The following is a 13,471-nucleotide window of genomic DNA, read 5'->3' as shown; positions in this document are numbered from 1 at the left end:
GAATATAATATGCAAAAAATTAAAATTGTAACAGATTCAACGGCAGATTTATCACAAGAAGTAATTGAGAAATATGACATTCATGTTCTACCATTATCAATTTCTGTAAATGGACAAACATATTTAGATCGCGTTGATCTACAACCAGATGAATTTATTGAAGAAATGATTAAATCAGAGGAACTACCAAAAACATCACAACCAGCAATGGGTACATTTGTAGAAATGTATGACAAGTTAGGGGAAGATGGAAGTGAAGTACTTTCCATTCATATGACAAGTGGAATGAGTGGTACTGTAGCAACTGCAAATAGTGCTGCATCAATGACCGACACAAAAGTAACAGTTGTTGATTCGCAATTTATTACACATGCTTTAGCATATCAAGTAGTTGAAGCTGCGAAAATGGCAAATGAAGGACGCTCACTAGAAGAAATTTTAAAACGTGTAGATGAAGTAAGAAAGAATACTCGTTTATATGTGGTAGTAGATACATTAGAAAACTTAGTGAAGGGTGGGCGTATCGGTAAAGGAAAAGCGTTTATCGGTTCGCTACTTAATATAAAGCCAATTGCTAGTCTTGAAGATGGTGTTTATAACCCTGTAACGAAAGTACGTAGCCAAGGTCAAATTGTAAAAACGTTAGCTAAGTTATTTGAGGAAGATACAGCTGGAAAAGTTGTGAAAGCTGTGGCAATTCCACATGCGAAAGCAATTCCTTTAGCTGAAAATGTAAAAGCGGCTGTAGAAAAAGTAAGTGGATTTGCTAAATCAGAAATTTTCTTTACAACGCCTATTATTAGTACGCATACAGGTCCGGGTGCAATCGGATTTATGTATTTAGCAGAGTAATAAAAAAGCTACTTGAAATAAATTTCAAGTAGCTTTTTTTATACCTCTATTTACGAGCGATTGTTTAAGTAGGAGATGGAGAACTCCTGCTTATTAAAGTTTCACTTTATGTGAATAGAAAGTAAGAAATAAGAAGGGCTATACAGGCGCTACCGCTAATAATATAGCGAGTCTGTAAATATTCATTCATAAAAAACACCTACTGATTAAAGTTTCACTTTATGATTTTCTATAGTATATGTTGCATATAGAAAATAAGTAGTTATGTTATACTTGTAACGTTTCAATTGTTTCATGTGTTTGCTTATCATTTGTTACACCATTATAAGTGAAAGTTTGACCTAAAAAGAGTACATGCAGTTGTTCCCACGGTAACATACGTAAATTCCAATCATTTCGAAGCCTTGTTATTGCCTCGCGGGGTGTTTCATCGGCTAGTGCAAAAGCTCCGTAGTGCATGGGTATAAAGTGTGTAGCATTTAAATCTAAATAAGCTTGCACTGCTTCTTCAGGTGAAACGTGAGATATTTTCATAAACCATTCTGGTTCATATGCTCCAATTGGCATAAGGGCAATATCAATTGAAAAACGTTTGCCAATTTCTTTGAAACCTTTAAAATAACCACTGTCTCCACAAAAGTAAATGGTTTCTTCCGTTGTTTCATTATTAATAATCCACCCACCCCAGTGAGATGTATTCATATCAAATAATGATCTTCTCGTCCAGTGCTGAGCAGGGACGAAGTGAAAGGAAACATCATTAATCGTTGTATTCTCCCACCAATTATACTCTTCTACGTTAGTAAATTTTTTGCGAGTAAATAATTTTTTTAGTCCAATTGGTACAAGGTATAGTACATCATCATTTAGCTGGCGAAGCGTTGAAAAATCTAAATGATCATAATGACCGTGCGAAATGAGGACAATATCAATTTTAGGTAGTTCTTGTATAGAAAGTCCAGGTTCAGTAAGCCTCGGAACTAATTTTAATTTAGTAGCCCATACTGGATCTGTTAATATGTTTAGTCCGTTCGTTTGAATAAGGAATGTAGAATGACCAATCCAAGTTACAGTCGTTTTTTCAAAGTTGTTTTGTAGGAATTTACTTTGTTTAACAGGTGATTGTTCTACTAAAAAAGAAAAGTCCTTTTTATTTTGTTTTCGCTCTTTTCGCCAACGTATAAAGGAACGAATTGATTTTTTTGTGCTCACATTACCCATGTTTTCATAACGTTTTGTCATGAACATCACCTCATTTAAAATCTTTGTAATTGTATTGTACCGAAATGTTGTTAAGGAATACAGTGTATAACATGGATGAATGTTTAAAGAATTGTTAAAAAATAGGGAGATGTATTTACAAAAGTAACAATACAATGGGTTTTACAACTTTTACTTAGAGAAATAATAGTAAAAAAATATAGTTTGTCTAGTAATTCGCTTGAAATAAAGAAGTAACATACGTAAATTCGTACGATTTCGTGAACAAATGTAGTAAACAATTTTCTCGTAGTGTTAACTTTTGTTATGATAAACATAACCTATTTAAATTTAGGATAGAGAAAAGAGGTTTATAAATGAAGCGTTATCAAAAAATAATTGGTCTTATGGTTGTATTTTGTCTCTTTGTACTTGCTGGATGTAGTGGATCAGGTTCAAAGCTTCGTAAACCATTAAATTGGGATTTAGAAACATTCCAATTTACAAATCAAGATGGAAAGCCATTTGGTACAAAAGATTTAAAAGGGAAAGTTTGGGTTGCAGATTTTATGTTCACAAACTGTCAAACAGTTTGTCCGCCAATGACTGCTAATATGGCAAAACTGCAAAAGATGGCAAAAGAAGAGAAATTAGACGTTCAGTTTGTTTCGTTTAGTGTAGATCCAGACCTTGATAAGCCTGAGAATTTAAAGGCTTTCATTCAAAAGTTTACAGAGGATACTAGTAACTGGAATTTATTAACGGGTTATTCATTAGAGGATATTACGAAGTTTTCAAAAGATAATTTCCAATCACTTGTAGATAAACCTGAGAATGGTCAAGTTATACATGGTACATCATTTTATTTAATTGATCAAAACGGAAAAGTAATGAAAAAGTATAGTGGCATTAGTAACACGCCGTATGAAGACATTATACGTGATATGAAGCGATTAGCAGATTAAAAAGAAGGGTGCAATTAAAGCACCCTTCTTTTTTTACATTAGTCTATGGATAAAATATCATGTTGCTGTGGAAGTTTCGGTGCCCGAATTTCTAATACGCCGTTTTGATAAGAAGCTTTCGCCGCTTTTTTATTAATTGAATACGGCAACTTAATTAATCTTGATGCTTCTGAAATGGAACGTTCTCGGCGATAATAGTTATGGGATGTTTGCTCTTCTTCTTCCAGTATCTCTTCCTTTACAGAGACTTTTAAGTATTCACTTTGTATTTCAATTTGAATTTGCTCTTTTTGTATACCTGGTAGTTCAGCTGTAACAACGAGTTCTTCGCCAACTTCGTATAAATCTACAGGGAATGTTAATAAACGGTTTCCTTTTTGGAAAAAATGATTTAAATCAGCAATTACATTGCGAAGTGGTGTTTGCTCGAAGAAATCGTCAATTTGCTTTAAATAATTGCGAACCGGTGGGCGAGAAGAGTCTTTTTTTTCTTCACTCATGGTATTCCCTCCTAGAAATCAATTTGCAATATCATATGACAAAAGCGGAGAAAGGTGATTGCCTAATTTTCATGTTTTCATAAAAATTTGTTAAAAATGTGAAATGGAGTGATTTTTTTATAGTTTTTGGTCGCCATATTCAGTTGATTATGCTAGTATAAATAGGGTTGATATAGTAGTATAGAGACAGAATGAAAACTGAAAGAGGGTAAGAAGTATGTGTGGTTTTGTAGGATGTTTATGTGAAAACCCTAGAGAGTTTTCAGAAACAGAAAAACATCAATTTGAAAATATGAACACGATGATTTTCCACCGTGGTCCAGATGACGAAGGATATTTTCGTGATGAACATGTACAATTTGGCTTCCGCCGTTTAAGTATCATTGACTTAGAGGCAGGACATCAGCCGCTAACTTATGAAAATGATCGATATGTAATTATTTTTAATGGTGAAATTTACAACTATGTAGAATTACGTGAAATGTTACTTGAAAAAGGTGCAACGTTTGCAACGCAATCTGATACAGAAGTGATCATTGCATTGTATGCACATATGAAAGAAAAATGTGTAGACTACCTACGTGGTATGTTTGCATTTATGATTTGGGATCGTGAAGAGAAGAAACTTTTCGGTGCACGTGATCATTTCGGTATTAAACCTTTATACATTGCACAACAAGGTGATACTACATTCTTCGCTTCTGAGAAGAAAAGTATTATGCATGTGATGGAAGATAAAGGCGTTAATCCAACGTCACTACAACATTACTTTACGTACCAATATGGTCCAGAGCCAGAAACATTAACAATTGATGTTAATAAAATCGAACCTGGTCATTATTTCGTAAAAGAAATCGGTAAAGAGATGGAAATCCATCGCTACTGGAAACCTTATTTCAATGCTTCAAGTGCAACGAAAGAGGAGCATATCCAAGCAATTCGTGATGTGTTATATGATTCAGTAAAAGTGCATATGCGCAGTGATGTACCAGTAGGTTCATTCTTATCTGGTGGTATCGATTCATCTATCATCGCTTCTATCGCAAGAGAAATGAACCCAAATCTTTTAACATTCTCTGTTGGCTTTGAGCAACGTGGTTTCAGTGAAGTTGATGTTGCAAAAGAAACTGCTGAGAAATTAGGCGTTAAAAACCATAACGTATTCATTTCAGCGAAAGAGTTTATGGATGAGTTCCCAAAAATCATTTGGCACATGGATGATCCTTTAGCAGATCCAGCAGCTGTACCATTGTACTTCGTTGCAAAAGAAGCACGTAAACATGTAACAGTTGTTCTTTCAGGCGAAGGTGCAGACGAGCTATTTGGTGGTTATAACATTTATCGTGAGCCAAATTCACTAAAAATGTTCTCTTACATTCCTAGCCCAGGTAAGAGCGTTCTAAAAGCATTAAGTGGTGCTCTTAAAGAAGGCTTTAAAGGTAAGAGCTTCTTAGAGCGTGGATGTACGCCAATTGAAGAGCGTTACTATGGAAACGCGAAAATCTTCCGTGAAGAAGAAAAAGCTGAATTAATGAAGTATTACAATGAAAGTGTTAACTATATGGATATCACGAAACCATTGTATAACGAAATTAAAGATTATGATGATGTAAGCAAAATGCAGTACATTGACATGTTCACATGGCTACGCGGTGACATTTTATTAAAAGCTGATAAAATGACAATGGCAAACTCATTAGAACTTCGTGTACCGTTCTTAGATAAAGAAGTATTTGATGTTGCATCTAAAATTCCAACTGAATTTAAGATTGCTAACGGAACTACGAAAGCTATTTTACGTGAAGCAGCACGCGGAATCGTTCCAGATCACGTATTAGATCGTAAAAAACTTGGATTCCCAGTACCAATTCGTCACTGGTTAAAAGACGAAATGCATGATTGGGCTATTAATATTATAAACGAGAGTAAAACAGAGCATTTAATCGACAAACAGTATGTATTAAACTTACTGGAAGCACATTGTGCGGATAAAGGCGATTATAGCCGTAAAATTTGGACTGTACTTGCGTTTATGGTATGGCATCAAATTTATGTTGAGCATAAATACGATACGAATAAGTTCCACGAAGAAACGAAACGTGCGTATAGCTTAGTTTAATTAGAAAAACCTTAAGATCACATATGGTCTTAAGGTTTTTTTCATAAATAGGACGTATTATTGATACAATAATAATAAAAGGATGGACAACATATGATTACGTTTGAAAAAGTAACTGTAGATAATGAAGGCGTTGTTAAAGAAATGTTTCGCTCACATAGTTTAAATGAGAATCAAGTACAGTATTGTGTGAAAGTGGATGATACATATATTGGTGTAATAGATTATAGTGTACAAGAGGAGAGTGCAATTTTATCGCAGTTAATCATTCACTTTGATTATCAAAGTTACGGTTATGGGACAAATACGTATTTTACATTTGAAACGATGATGAAAGAAAGAAATGTGAAAGAGATAAAGGTATTACAAACGGAATTAACAGAACAAGCTAAATCTTTCATAGAGAGTTTTGGATTTAATGTGGAAGATGGAATATATGTAAAGAAAATATAGCGATGACTGGCTATGTGAGATAAATATAAGGCAGGTGGATGTATGACGATGACTTCTGGTCTTGTATTAATTGGAGGGTGTTTTTTAGTAGCAGAGCTAATTCATATGTTTATTAGAAAAAGAATGAATAAGAAGAGAAAGCCGTATGAATTACAATATGCTCCAGTGTTTTTCCTTTTGTTTAGTATGCTTATTACACTACAAAACATAACGAACTTCCCACCACTTTTAAATGTTTTTTTAAAATTTGGTTTGCTGTATAGTAGCACTGGAATAGCCCTTCTATTTCTTTTATTTTGCATACGTTATATTCACTATCAATCGTATATATTTATTTTAAATTGGTTAAAGCAAAATGATAGAAACCGCCTTACATAAGGCGGTTTTTTATTTACGTTATGTATTGACTGGAATTACAATTACGTTCTTTTGTCCGTTTATTTTTCATATGTTACGGTTAAAAAATATGAGTAGAAACAAGTAAGAGTTTGAATAAAAATGAGATCCGAATTATATATATTGAAAAAGTTTTCTAATATATCTATTGACAATGTATGAGAGATACATTACTCTTTAAGGTGTAAATGATAATCAATTTCAACTAGGAGGACTTATGACACGCAATAAAAATATTCTTATACTTTGCATTATGTTACTAATGGTTATAATCGCAGGGTGCGGTAAAGAAGAACAGAAGAAAGATAAAGATACATCAGCTAAAGCAAAAGATTCATATACGATAAAACATGCAATGGGCGAAACGACAGTAAATGGTACGCCAAAAAGAGTTGTTGTTTTAACAAATGAGGGTGCTGAGGCACTTTTAACTGTTGGAATAACGCCAGTTGGAACAACAAAACCACGAGCTGGTGATGAATGGTATCCTCATTTAGCAAAAGAGCTAAAAGATACGAAAGTAGTAGGAACTGAGCGTGACATTAATTTAGAGGCGGTAATGAAGCTTCAGCCAGATTTAATCATCGGAAATAAAATGCGTCACGAAAAAATATATGAGCAGTTAAAAGAAATTGCACCAACTGTATATGCTGAAACATTGCGCGGTGATTGGAAAGAAAATTTTAGGCTTTATACAAAAGCTGTAAATAAAGAAAAAGAAGGGCAAAATGCTCTTAATGATTATAAAAAGCGTATTACATCAATAAAAGAACAATTAGGAGATAAAATTAACTCTAAAGTTTCCATTATTCGCTTCGTCCCAGGTGATGTTCGTATTTATCAAAAAAATTCATTCTCAGGCGTTGTATTACATGACATTGGATTTAAACGACCACCACTACAAGATAAAGATGAATTTGCGATAAAAGGAATTACAAAAGAGCAAATTCCAAATATGGATGGGGATTATTTATTCTATTTCACATCTGATAAAGATGCAGATAAAAATAATGAAGGCAACACGTTAGCGAAAGAATGGACAGAAGATCCACTCTTTAAGCGGTTACAGGCTTCTAAAGATAATAAAGTATTCCAAGTAGACGAAGTGATTTGGAATACAGCAGGTGGTATTGTAGCTGCAAACCTTATGTTAGATGATATTGAAAAATATTTTCTAAAGTAAAGGAATGGCCGAGTACATCACTTTAAACGGGTGATGTACTTTTTTATTTGTTAAAATACAGAAAATTCCTTCTTTTAGGCATGAATAAGTTGTACAATTATACCAATCATGGAATAAAGGAGTGGGGAAAATGAAAGCTACTCATAAAGATTGGATTTTATTTAACGGAAGAATTGTAAATACGAAGGAAGAACAGCCGATGATTCCATTAGAGGAGAGAGGCTTTCAATTTGGTGATGGTATATACGAGGTATTTAGATTATATGATGGGAAGCCACATTTGTTAGATTTACATTTAGAACGATTCTTTAATTCTATGGAAGAAATTAAACTAACTCCACCGTTTACTAAGGAGGAGTTAGTAGAAGCGTTACATGAAATGATTGAAAAAAATCAATTTCAAGAGGATGGGAATGTATATTTGCAAATATCAAGAGGTGCTCAAGCGCGGAATCATGTATATGATTCCAATATGCAACCAACATATTTTGCAAATATTGTTTCGTTTCCAAGACCAATTGCTGCAATGGAACGAGGAATAAAAGTTACTGTAGAAGAGGATATACGCTGGAAATTTTGTCATATAAAATCTTTAAATCTGTTACCAAATATTATGATTAAAAATAAAATAAACGAACAAGGCTATCAAGAAGCGATATTAGTACGAGATGGAATTGTAACGGAAGGGTGTCATTCAAATTTCTTTATGGTGAAAAATAATAAATTGATTACGCATCCGGCTGACAATTTCATTCTACATGGTATTACACGTCACTACGTTATTACATTAGCGAAAGAGTTACATATTGAAGTAGAAGAACGAGAATTTTCACTACAAGAAGTATATGAGGCTGATGAGTGCTTCTTCACAGCGACACCACTTGAAATATTCCCGGTCGTTCAAATAGGGGATGAACAGTTTGGAGTCGGCGAAAGAGGACCGATTACAAATAAACTTCAAATTGCATATGAAGAAAGTATTCGTTTGTTTAAAGTTACGAACTAATATTGAAGAAAAAAAGCTGGTATTCCTCCAGCTTTTTTTCATGATATAATTCAAGCATAGGACAAGATTTGAAAACGCTGTAAAAAGGGGATTTAATGTATGAATTATGAAGATTTAAAAGAAGTAATTCACGGTAGACGAAGTGTTAGAAAGTTCACGGAACAAGAAGTATCCACTAGTGATATAAAAGAGATTATTGATTGTGCGCGTTATGCACCGAGTGATACAAACTCACAAACTTGGGAGTTCTTAGTCATTATGAACCGAGAGAAAATTAAAGAAATTGAACAAATGACATGGGATGCATTACATAAACTTGCGGCAAAAGCGGCAGAAAACGGAGAAGAGAAAGCAGGGAAATTACTTACACGTTCTTTCGGACCATATGCAACAGCTTTCTCGGATGCACCAGTATTAATCGTGTGTTTGGCAACGCCATATGAATCAAAATTTCGCGAAAAGATATTCGATCCAATTGCTTTTGTTCCAGATTCAGTTTGGGAAGAAGAAGGAATTAAGAGTAGCTGTTTAGCGGCACAAAACTTAATGTTGGCTGCACATTCGAAAGGGCTTGGCACTTGTCCAATGACAGGACCGGTATTGTTAGCTCAAAACGAACTACGACAATATTTGCAAATTGAGTATGAAAAACAAATAAATATGGTTATTTCACTCGGTTTTCCAAAAGATAAGCCGAAGAAACTTTCAAGAAAAGAAGTAGATGAAATTACAACATTTGTTTTTTAAAGCTTAAAATAAAAAGACATTGAATGAACAATGTCTTTTTATTTTGGACAGGTATGTAATGAATCTATTGGGCTAAAATGATAGATAAGCGGGAATTACTATTTATTTCATAAAAAAAAATAATGTTCTATTAAGGAAAGTATGATACATTATTCGTGGGCAAGATTCAATTTGTTCATGAAAGTGTTGAAAATAGTCTTAAAATTTAAAAGTTATTTTTGTATAATAAATTATAATGAAACGACAGGGGGGATGAATTTTGAAAAAATTCATAATCACTGGATTGTCTGTATTGTTATTAGCAGGTTGCGGTGCTCCACAAGAAAAAGAGGATGCGCAATCAAAGCAGGAAGAACAAGTTGTAAACGCAAGTAATGAGAATATAGTTGCATTTCCTGAAGGAGCAGTGCCAGTCGGAGAAGGAAAAGTAAAAGTTATTACACCAGACGGTACTTCTGAAAATGGCAATATACCAGCTGTATTCATCAAAAAGGATACTCTAATTCAACATGTTGAATTAGAGCTTTCTAATTTTCAAAGTGACAAAGAAACATTTATATTTGTAGATCAAGTATATGCAGATAAACATGAAGTAACTAGTACAACACAGACAACAGTACAATTAAAAGAAAAGACGCTTGAGACAGGTAGTCATACAATTACTGCAGTTCAGTATGAAAACAATGACCCAAAAGGAAAGGTTATTAGTTTAAATCAAGCAACATTCGAAACAAAACCAGCGTCATAAGAAGAATAAAAAGTACATTACTCAAAAAGTAGTGTGCTTTTTTGTTTATCCTAGAGGATGTAATAGTAAATCACTTATTTTGTTTTCTAATACGATTAAGTAGGAAGAAAGCACTTGTTAATACTATGATAGAGAAAGGGGCTGAAGACGTGAATCGGTGTATTCGTATCATCTTGATTATTTTAACGATGCCAGTCATTTGGTTTATGATCCAAGAGGTGACTCGAATTACGCTTGACTATCAAATTCACGACTTGTTAATAGGGGCTATTTGTTTTATCATTGTCTACCTATTATATGATAAACTTGGATTAAGGTAAGCTTTACATGAAAAATGTAGGTATTTCGTTTGAAATGTCGAATAGTACATACGATGTCGTAATAACAAATTTTCTATTGTTTACTGTGAAACAGGAGAAGGGGAGATAGTGGTTATGAAACGAGCTCTTATTAATATTGATTATACATATGATTTTGTAGCTGAAAAAGGTGCTTTAACATGCGGGAAACCAGGACAAGAAATTGAGAAGGAAATTGTCCATATAACGAAGCAATATATTGAAAATGGAGATTACGTTGTCTTTGCGATTGATAAACATGAAGAAAACGATGAATACCATCCAGAATCAAAGTTATTCCCGCCGCATAACATAGCTGGTACAAATGGAAGAGATTTGTTTGGTGAATTACAAGAAGTGTACGAAACATATAAAAATGCAGAAAATGTATATTATATGGATAAAACACGATATAGTGCATTTGCAGGAACAGATTTAGAGATGAAGTTACGAGAAAGAGGAATAAAAGAAGTACATCTCGTAGGTGTTTGCACTGATATTTGTGTTCTTCACACAGCCGTAGACGCTTATAATAAAGGATTTAAAATTGTTGTTTTTGAAAAGGCGGTTGCATCTTTTAATGAGCAAGGACATGAATTTGCACTTGGACATTTTAAGTCATGCTTACATGCAGAAGTGAAGTGAAAAAAGAGGCCTTTAAAAAAGGTCTCTTTTTACTTTTAAATTGAGACGAGGTTTTGCTCGATTAGTTTTTTTATGAACGGACTAATGTTTTCGGGTAACGCATTTAAATCAAAAAATTGTACATGTAATGATTCAAATCCATCAGCTTTCAACGTACCACCTATAATGTCTTTGCAAAGATATGCAATTGTTATAGGATAAAATTCATCTCCGTTCGGTAATTTTACAAAAAATTCTTTTCCGGAAAATACGCTTATTAACTGTAAAGAGCCTATTTCAATGCCTGTTTCTTCAAGAACTTCTCGTCTTCCGGCTTCTTCTGTTGATTCTCCAAGTTCAACGAATCCACCAGGGACAGCCCAAATACCACTTCGTCTTTGTTGTAGTAATATTTGTCCTTGTTCATTGAAAACAGCTACAGCAACTCCTGCTAGATTGAGTGGTCTTGATCCGACAACTTCTCTAAGTTCTTCAATATATCCCATTGTATATAACCTCCGTAAGAAAAAATAAGAGCAAATAAACTATTCGTTATTATGTAAATATATTCCTCTTTAAAAGGGGAGAGATATCATGCAACTTATTTGTTGTATTTGGTAAAATATACATCAAAAAAGGTCAAACAAATCCTTTGACCTTTTTTGACCAAATGTTATAATAAAGACAGAAAGAGATAATCTTTTATTCATAAATAATAAGGAGGAAAAAATATGCGTAATTTATTTCCAGAGATAACAAAACGTCAAAATGGTATTTTTGATTTTGGTCCTTCTTTATTAGAAGGGATGACAGATGCTTTTTTTAAACCGATGAACATGGATGCTTTTAAAGTAGATGTTCATGAGCAGTCTGATAAATATACTGTGAAAGCAGATTTACCAGGTTTTCAAAAAGAAAACATTCAAGTTGATTTTGAACAAGATGTATTAACGATTCAAGCAACTAATCATAATGAAGTAGAAGAAAAAAATGAGAATGGCATATATATTCGTAAAGAACGTTCTATAGGTTCTGTAACTCGACGCTTTAGTTTTAAACAAGTTGAGGAAGAAAATGTTAGAGCAAATTATAAAGATGGCGTACTGACAATTGAATTGCCAAAATTGAGAGAAGAAAAAAGCAGTAAGACAACAATTAATATCGAATAAAAGAGCTGATAAATTCAGCTCTTTTTTTATGTAGTTAATAAATCGTAATGAGTTGAAAAAAGTTTACCATTGGCTCCCCTTAGGTTATCAAAAAGGGTATATTTAAAGGGAATGGAAAAGAACATCTAGACATACTGCTTAAAGTCAATTAGTAATAAAGTCAAAATACATAGTAAGAGTAGTGGTATTTTAGATTAGGATAATAGAATTTTCTAGAACAAACTGAGCCGATTATAAATTTTTTAATTAGTAAGGAAGTGGTTAGATGAGTTTATTAACGTATACTGAAGAATTTTTTAATTACGTACGGGAGTTTTTACTTTTAAGATTTTTACTATTTGCTTTCGTTTTAATCATTATCTCTTTTGTAATCAACCGCATTATTGATTGGTTTTTTAGAAAATCAAGCTTTTTTGATGAAGAGGTAGAGCAAACGATTCAAAGTGTAATTCGATCTATTTTTAGATATATCATTATCATCAGTTTAATCATTTATTTAATTAGCCAATTTGTAGATATAAAAAGTATCATTGCAGGTGCCGGGATAGCGGGGGTTGTTATCGGCTTTGCTGCACAACAGATGTTAAAAGATGTTATATTAGGCTTTGCCAGATTAGCGGATAAAGAGTTTCGTGTTGGCGATTTTGTTACTTTTAACGGAACAAACTCAGGAACGATTGAGGAAATTAGTATTCGTTTTATGCAAATTCGTGAATGGTCAGGAAAACTTCTTACGATACCACACGGAGAGATTAGAACGATACAAAATTTTAATAAAGGATGGATGCGCGTAATTGAACGAATTACGGTAAGTTATCAGGAAGATCCAACAAGAGTTAAGGAGTTGTTAGAAGAAGTTTGTGTGAATTGCAATGAAAAATTCGCTTCAAATCTTTATAAAGTAGAAGGGGAAGCTGTGGAACCATTTAAATATGTTGGTGTTACAGATTTAAATCCAAATCTTAAATACGTTGGATATGAATTTTGTATTACAGGCTTAATAAAGCCAGAAGATTATTTTGAAACTTCTAGACAAGTAAGATTTGAATTAATGTCTATGTTCCATAAGAATCAAGTGCAAATGCCAGCAACAAATATGTTCGTTATTACTGAGAGTTTACAGCATAACCATGGTGGACAATCTGTATCGGACAGCTAAAGTAGAATAAAC

16 protein-coding genes and 1 pseudogene are annotated in these 13,471 nt (G+C 33.3%); 14 read left to right on the top strand and 3 right to left on the bottom strand.

Features of this window, described 5'->3' with window-relative positions:
* The first annotated feature begins 9 nt into the window (after window positions 1-9).
* Window positions 10-852, top strand: a complete 843-nt coding sequence (locus Q9B79_RS07545) for a DegV family protein (protein WP_025991670.1) — start codon at window positions 10-12, stop codon at window positions 850-852.
* 267 nt (window positions 853-1,119) lie between these two features.
* On the opposite strand, the gene Q9B79_RS07540 is transcribed toward Q9B79_RS07545, so the two are convergent.
* Window positions 1,120-2,094: an MBL fold metallo-hydrolase gene (locus tag Q9B79_RS07540; RefSeq protein ID WP_306183233.1), complete on the bottom strand. Its 975-nt coding sequence runs from the start codon at window positions 2,092-2,094 to the stop codon at window positions 1,120-1,122.
* A gap of 335 nt (window positions 2,095-2,429) precedes the next feature.
* Between Q9B79_RS07540 and Q9B79_RS07535 the strand changes: the two genes are divergently transcribed.
* Entirely contained in the window at window positions 2,430-3,017 is a 588-nt protein-coding gene (locus tag Q9B79_RS07535) for an SCO family protein (RefSeq protein ID WP_048528837.1), read from the top strand.
* Between the two features lie 38 nt (window positions 3,018-3,055).
* On the opposite strand, the gene Q9B79_RS07530 is transcribed toward Q9B79_RS07535, so the two are convergent.
* The gene (locus tag Q9B79_RS07530; protein ID WP_001288087.1) at window positions 3,056-3,517 is read right to left on the bottom strand and encodes an Hsp20/alpha crystallin family protein; all 462 of its coding nucleotides are present in this window, start codon (window positions 3,515-3,517) and stop codon (window positions 3,056-3,058) included.
* 217 nt (window positions 3,518-3,734) lie between these two features.
* Between Q9B79_RS07530 and asnB the strand changes: the two genes are divergently transcribed.
* The 10 genes and pseudogenes from asnB to Q9B79_RS07485 all read left to right on the top strand — a co-directional run bounded on the left by asnB (window position 3,735) and on the right by Q9B79_RS07485 (window position 11,152).
* Window positions 3,735-5,636, top strand: coding sequence for an asparagine synthase (glutamine-hydrolyzing) (gene asnB, locus Q9B79_RS07525; RefSeq protein WP_000333816.1), 1,902 nt, complete (start codon window positions 3,735-3,737; stop codon window positions 5,634-5,636).
* A gap of 93 nt (window positions 5,637-5,729) precedes the next feature.
* On the top strand, window positions 5,730-6,089 hold the full coding sequence (locus Q9B79_RS07520; protein WP_306183232.1) for a GNAT family N-acetyltransferase: 360 nt from the start codon (window positions 5,730-5,732) through the stop codon (window positions 6,087-6,089).
* Between the two features lie 48 nt (window positions 6,090-6,137).
* Complete coding sequence (locus Q9B79_RS07515; RefSeq protein WP_306183339.1) at window positions 6,138-6,467, top strand: hypothetical protein; 330 nt, start codon at window positions 6,138-6,140, stop codon at window positions 6,465-6,467.
* A gap of 4 nt (window positions 6,468-6,471) precedes the next feature.
* Window positions 6,472-6,573 (top strand): annotated as a pseudogene (locus tag Q9B79_RS26965) (phosphatase PAP2 family protein); the annotation flags it as partial.
* Window positions 6,574-6,702: 129 nt separating this feature from the next.
* Entirely contained in the window at window positions 6,703-7,668 is a 966-nt protein-coding gene (locus Q9B79_RS07510; RefSeq protein ID WP_306183231.1) for an ABC transporter substrate-binding protein, read from the top strand.
* A gap of 130 nt (window positions 7,669-7,798) precedes the next feature.
* On the top strand, window positions 7,799-8,674 hold the full coding sequence (gene dat, locus Q9B79_RS07505) for a D-amino-acid transaminase (RefSeq protein WP_306183230.1): 876 nt from the start codon (window positions 7,799-7,801) through the stop codon (window positions 8,672-8,674).
* Window positions 8,675-8,773: 99 nt separating this feature from the next.
* On the top strand, window positions 8,774-9,421 hold the full coding sequence (locus tag Q9B79_RS07500) for a nitroreductase family protein (RefSeq protein WP_306183229.1): 648 nt from the start codon (window positions 8,774-8,776) through the stop codon (window positions 9,419-9,421).
* Window positions 9,422-9,680: 259 nt separating this feature from the next.
* Window positions 9,681-10,169, top strand: a complete 489-nt coding sequence (locus Q9B79_RS07495) for a putative periplasmic lipoprotein (protein ID WP_306183228.1) — start codon at window positions 9,681-9,683, stop codon at window positions 10,167-10,169.
* A 125-nt stretch (window positions 10,170-10,294) separates the two neighbouring features.
* Window positions 10,295-10,489, top strand: coding sequence for a hypothetical protein (locus Q9B79_RS07490; RefSeq protein ID WP_306183338.1), 195 nt, complete (start codon window positions 10,295-10,297; stop codon window positions 10,487-10,489).
* 114 nt (window positions 10,490-10,603) lie between these two features.
* Window positions 10,604-11,152, top strand: coding sequence for a cysteine hydrolase family protein (locus Q9B79_RS07485; protein ID WP_306183227.1), 549 nt, complete (start codon window positions 10,604-10,606; stop codon window positions 11,150-11,152).
* A gap of 35 nt (window positions 11,153-11,187) precedes the next feature.
* Here the strand turns inward: Q9B79_RS07485 and Q9B79_RS07480 are convergent, their stop codons facing one another.
* Window positions 11,188-11,637 carry an NUDIX hydrolase gene (locus Q9B79_RS07480; protein ID WP_306183226.1) on the bottom strand — a complete coding sequence of 150 codons (450 nt, stop codon included), beginning with the start codon at window positions 11,635-11,637 and terminating at the stop codon, window positions 11,188-11,190.
* A 225-nt stretch (window positions 11,638-11,862) separates the two neighbouring features.
* Here Q9B79_RS07480 and Q9B79_RS07475 point away from each other — a divergent pair, with 225 nt between their 5' ends.
* Together Q9B79_RS07475 and Q9B79_RS07470 are read left to right on the top strand one after the other, a co-directional pair.
* A complete protein-coding gene (locus Q9B79_RS07475) occupies window positions 11,863-12,300 on the top strand; it encodes an Hsp20/alpha crystallin family protein (protein ID WP_306183225.1) in 438 nt (145 codons plus the stop codon).
* A gap of 265 nt (window positions 12,301-12,565) precedes the next feature.
* A complete protein-coding gene (locus Q9B79_RS07470) occupies window positions 12,566-13,459 on the top strand; it encodes a mechanosensitive ion channel family protein (protein WP_306183224.1) in 894 nt (297 codons plus the stop codon).
* Window positions 13,460-13,471: the final 12 nt, after the last annotated feature.

The organism is Bacillus sp. MHSD_36 (assembly GCF_030757775.1).
In the GTDB taxonomy this organism is placed as follows: Bacteria; Bacillota; Bacilli; order Bacillales; family Bacillaceae_G; genus Bacillus_A.
Note: the sequence above shows the minus strand (reverse complement) of the source record. Positions and strands in the feature narration are given on the sequence as shown.

What these genes read in the sequence shown, in the direction of transcription:
- Q9B79_RS07545 (WP_025991670.1), top strand. Translation starts at nt 10, where the DNA reads ATGCAAAAAATTAAAATTGTAACAGATTCAACGGCAGATTTATCACAA.
- Q9B79_RS07540 (WP_306183233.1), bottom strand. Translation starts at nt 2,094, where the DNA reads ATGACAAAACGTTATGAAAACATGGGTAATGTGAGCACAAAAAAATCA.
- Q9B79_RS07535 (WP_048528837.1), top strand. Translation starts at nt 2,430, where the DNA reads ATGAAGCGTTATCAAAAAATAATTGGTCTTATGGTTGTATTTTGTCTC.
- Q9B79_RS07530 (WP_001288087.1), bottom strand. Translation starts at nt 3,517, where the DNA reads ATGAGTGAAGAAAAAAAAGACTCTTCTCGCCCACCGGTTCGCAATTAT.
- asnB (WP_000333816.1), top strand. Translation starts at nt 3,735, where the DNA reads ATGTGTGGTTTTGTAGGATGTTTATGTGAAAACCCTAGAGAGTTTTCA.
- Q9B79_RS07520 (WP_306183232.1), top strand. Translation starts at nt 5,730, where the DNA reads ATGATTACGTTTGAAAAAGTAACTGTAGATAATGAAGGCGTTGTTAAA.
- Q9B79_RS07515 (WP_306183339.1), top strand. Translation starts at nt 6,138, where the DNA reads ATGACTTCTGGTCTTGTATTAATTGGAGGGTGTTTTTTAGTAGCAGAG.
- Q9B79_RS07510 (WP_306183231.1), top strand. Translation starts at nt 6,703, where the DNA reads ATGACACGCAATAAAAATATTCTTATACTTTGCATTATGTTACTAATG.
- dat (WP_306183230.1), top strand. Translation starts at nt 7,799, where the DNA reads ATGAAAGCTACTCATAAAGATTGGATTTTATTTAACGGAAGAATTGTA.
- Q9B79_RS07500 (WP_306183229.1), top strand. Translation starts at nt 8,774, where the DNA reads ATGAATTATGAAGATTTAAAAGAAGTAATTCACGGTAGACGAAGTGTT.
- Q9B79_RS07490 (WP_306183338.1), top strand. Translation starts at nt 10,295, where the DNA reads ATGATAGAGAAAGGGGCTGAAGACGTGAATCGGTGTATTCGTATCATC.
- Q9B79_RS07485 (WP_306183227.1), top strand. Translation starts at nt 10,604, where the DNA reads ATGAAACGAGCTCTTATTAATATTGATTATACATATGATTTTGTAGCT.
- Q9B79_RS07480 (WP_306183226.1), bottom strand. Translation starts at nt 11,637, where the DNA reads ATGGGATATATTGAAGAACTTAGAGAAGTTGTCGGATCAAGACCACTC.
- Q9B79_RS07475 (WP_306183225.1), top strand. Translation starts at nt 11,863, where the DNA reads ATGCGTAATTTATTTCCAGAGATAACAAAACGTCAAAATGGTATTTTT.
- Q9B79_RS07470 (WP_306183224.1), top strand. Translation starts at nt 12,566, where the DNA reads ATGAGTTTATTAACGTATACTGAAGAATTTTTTAATTACGTACGGGAG.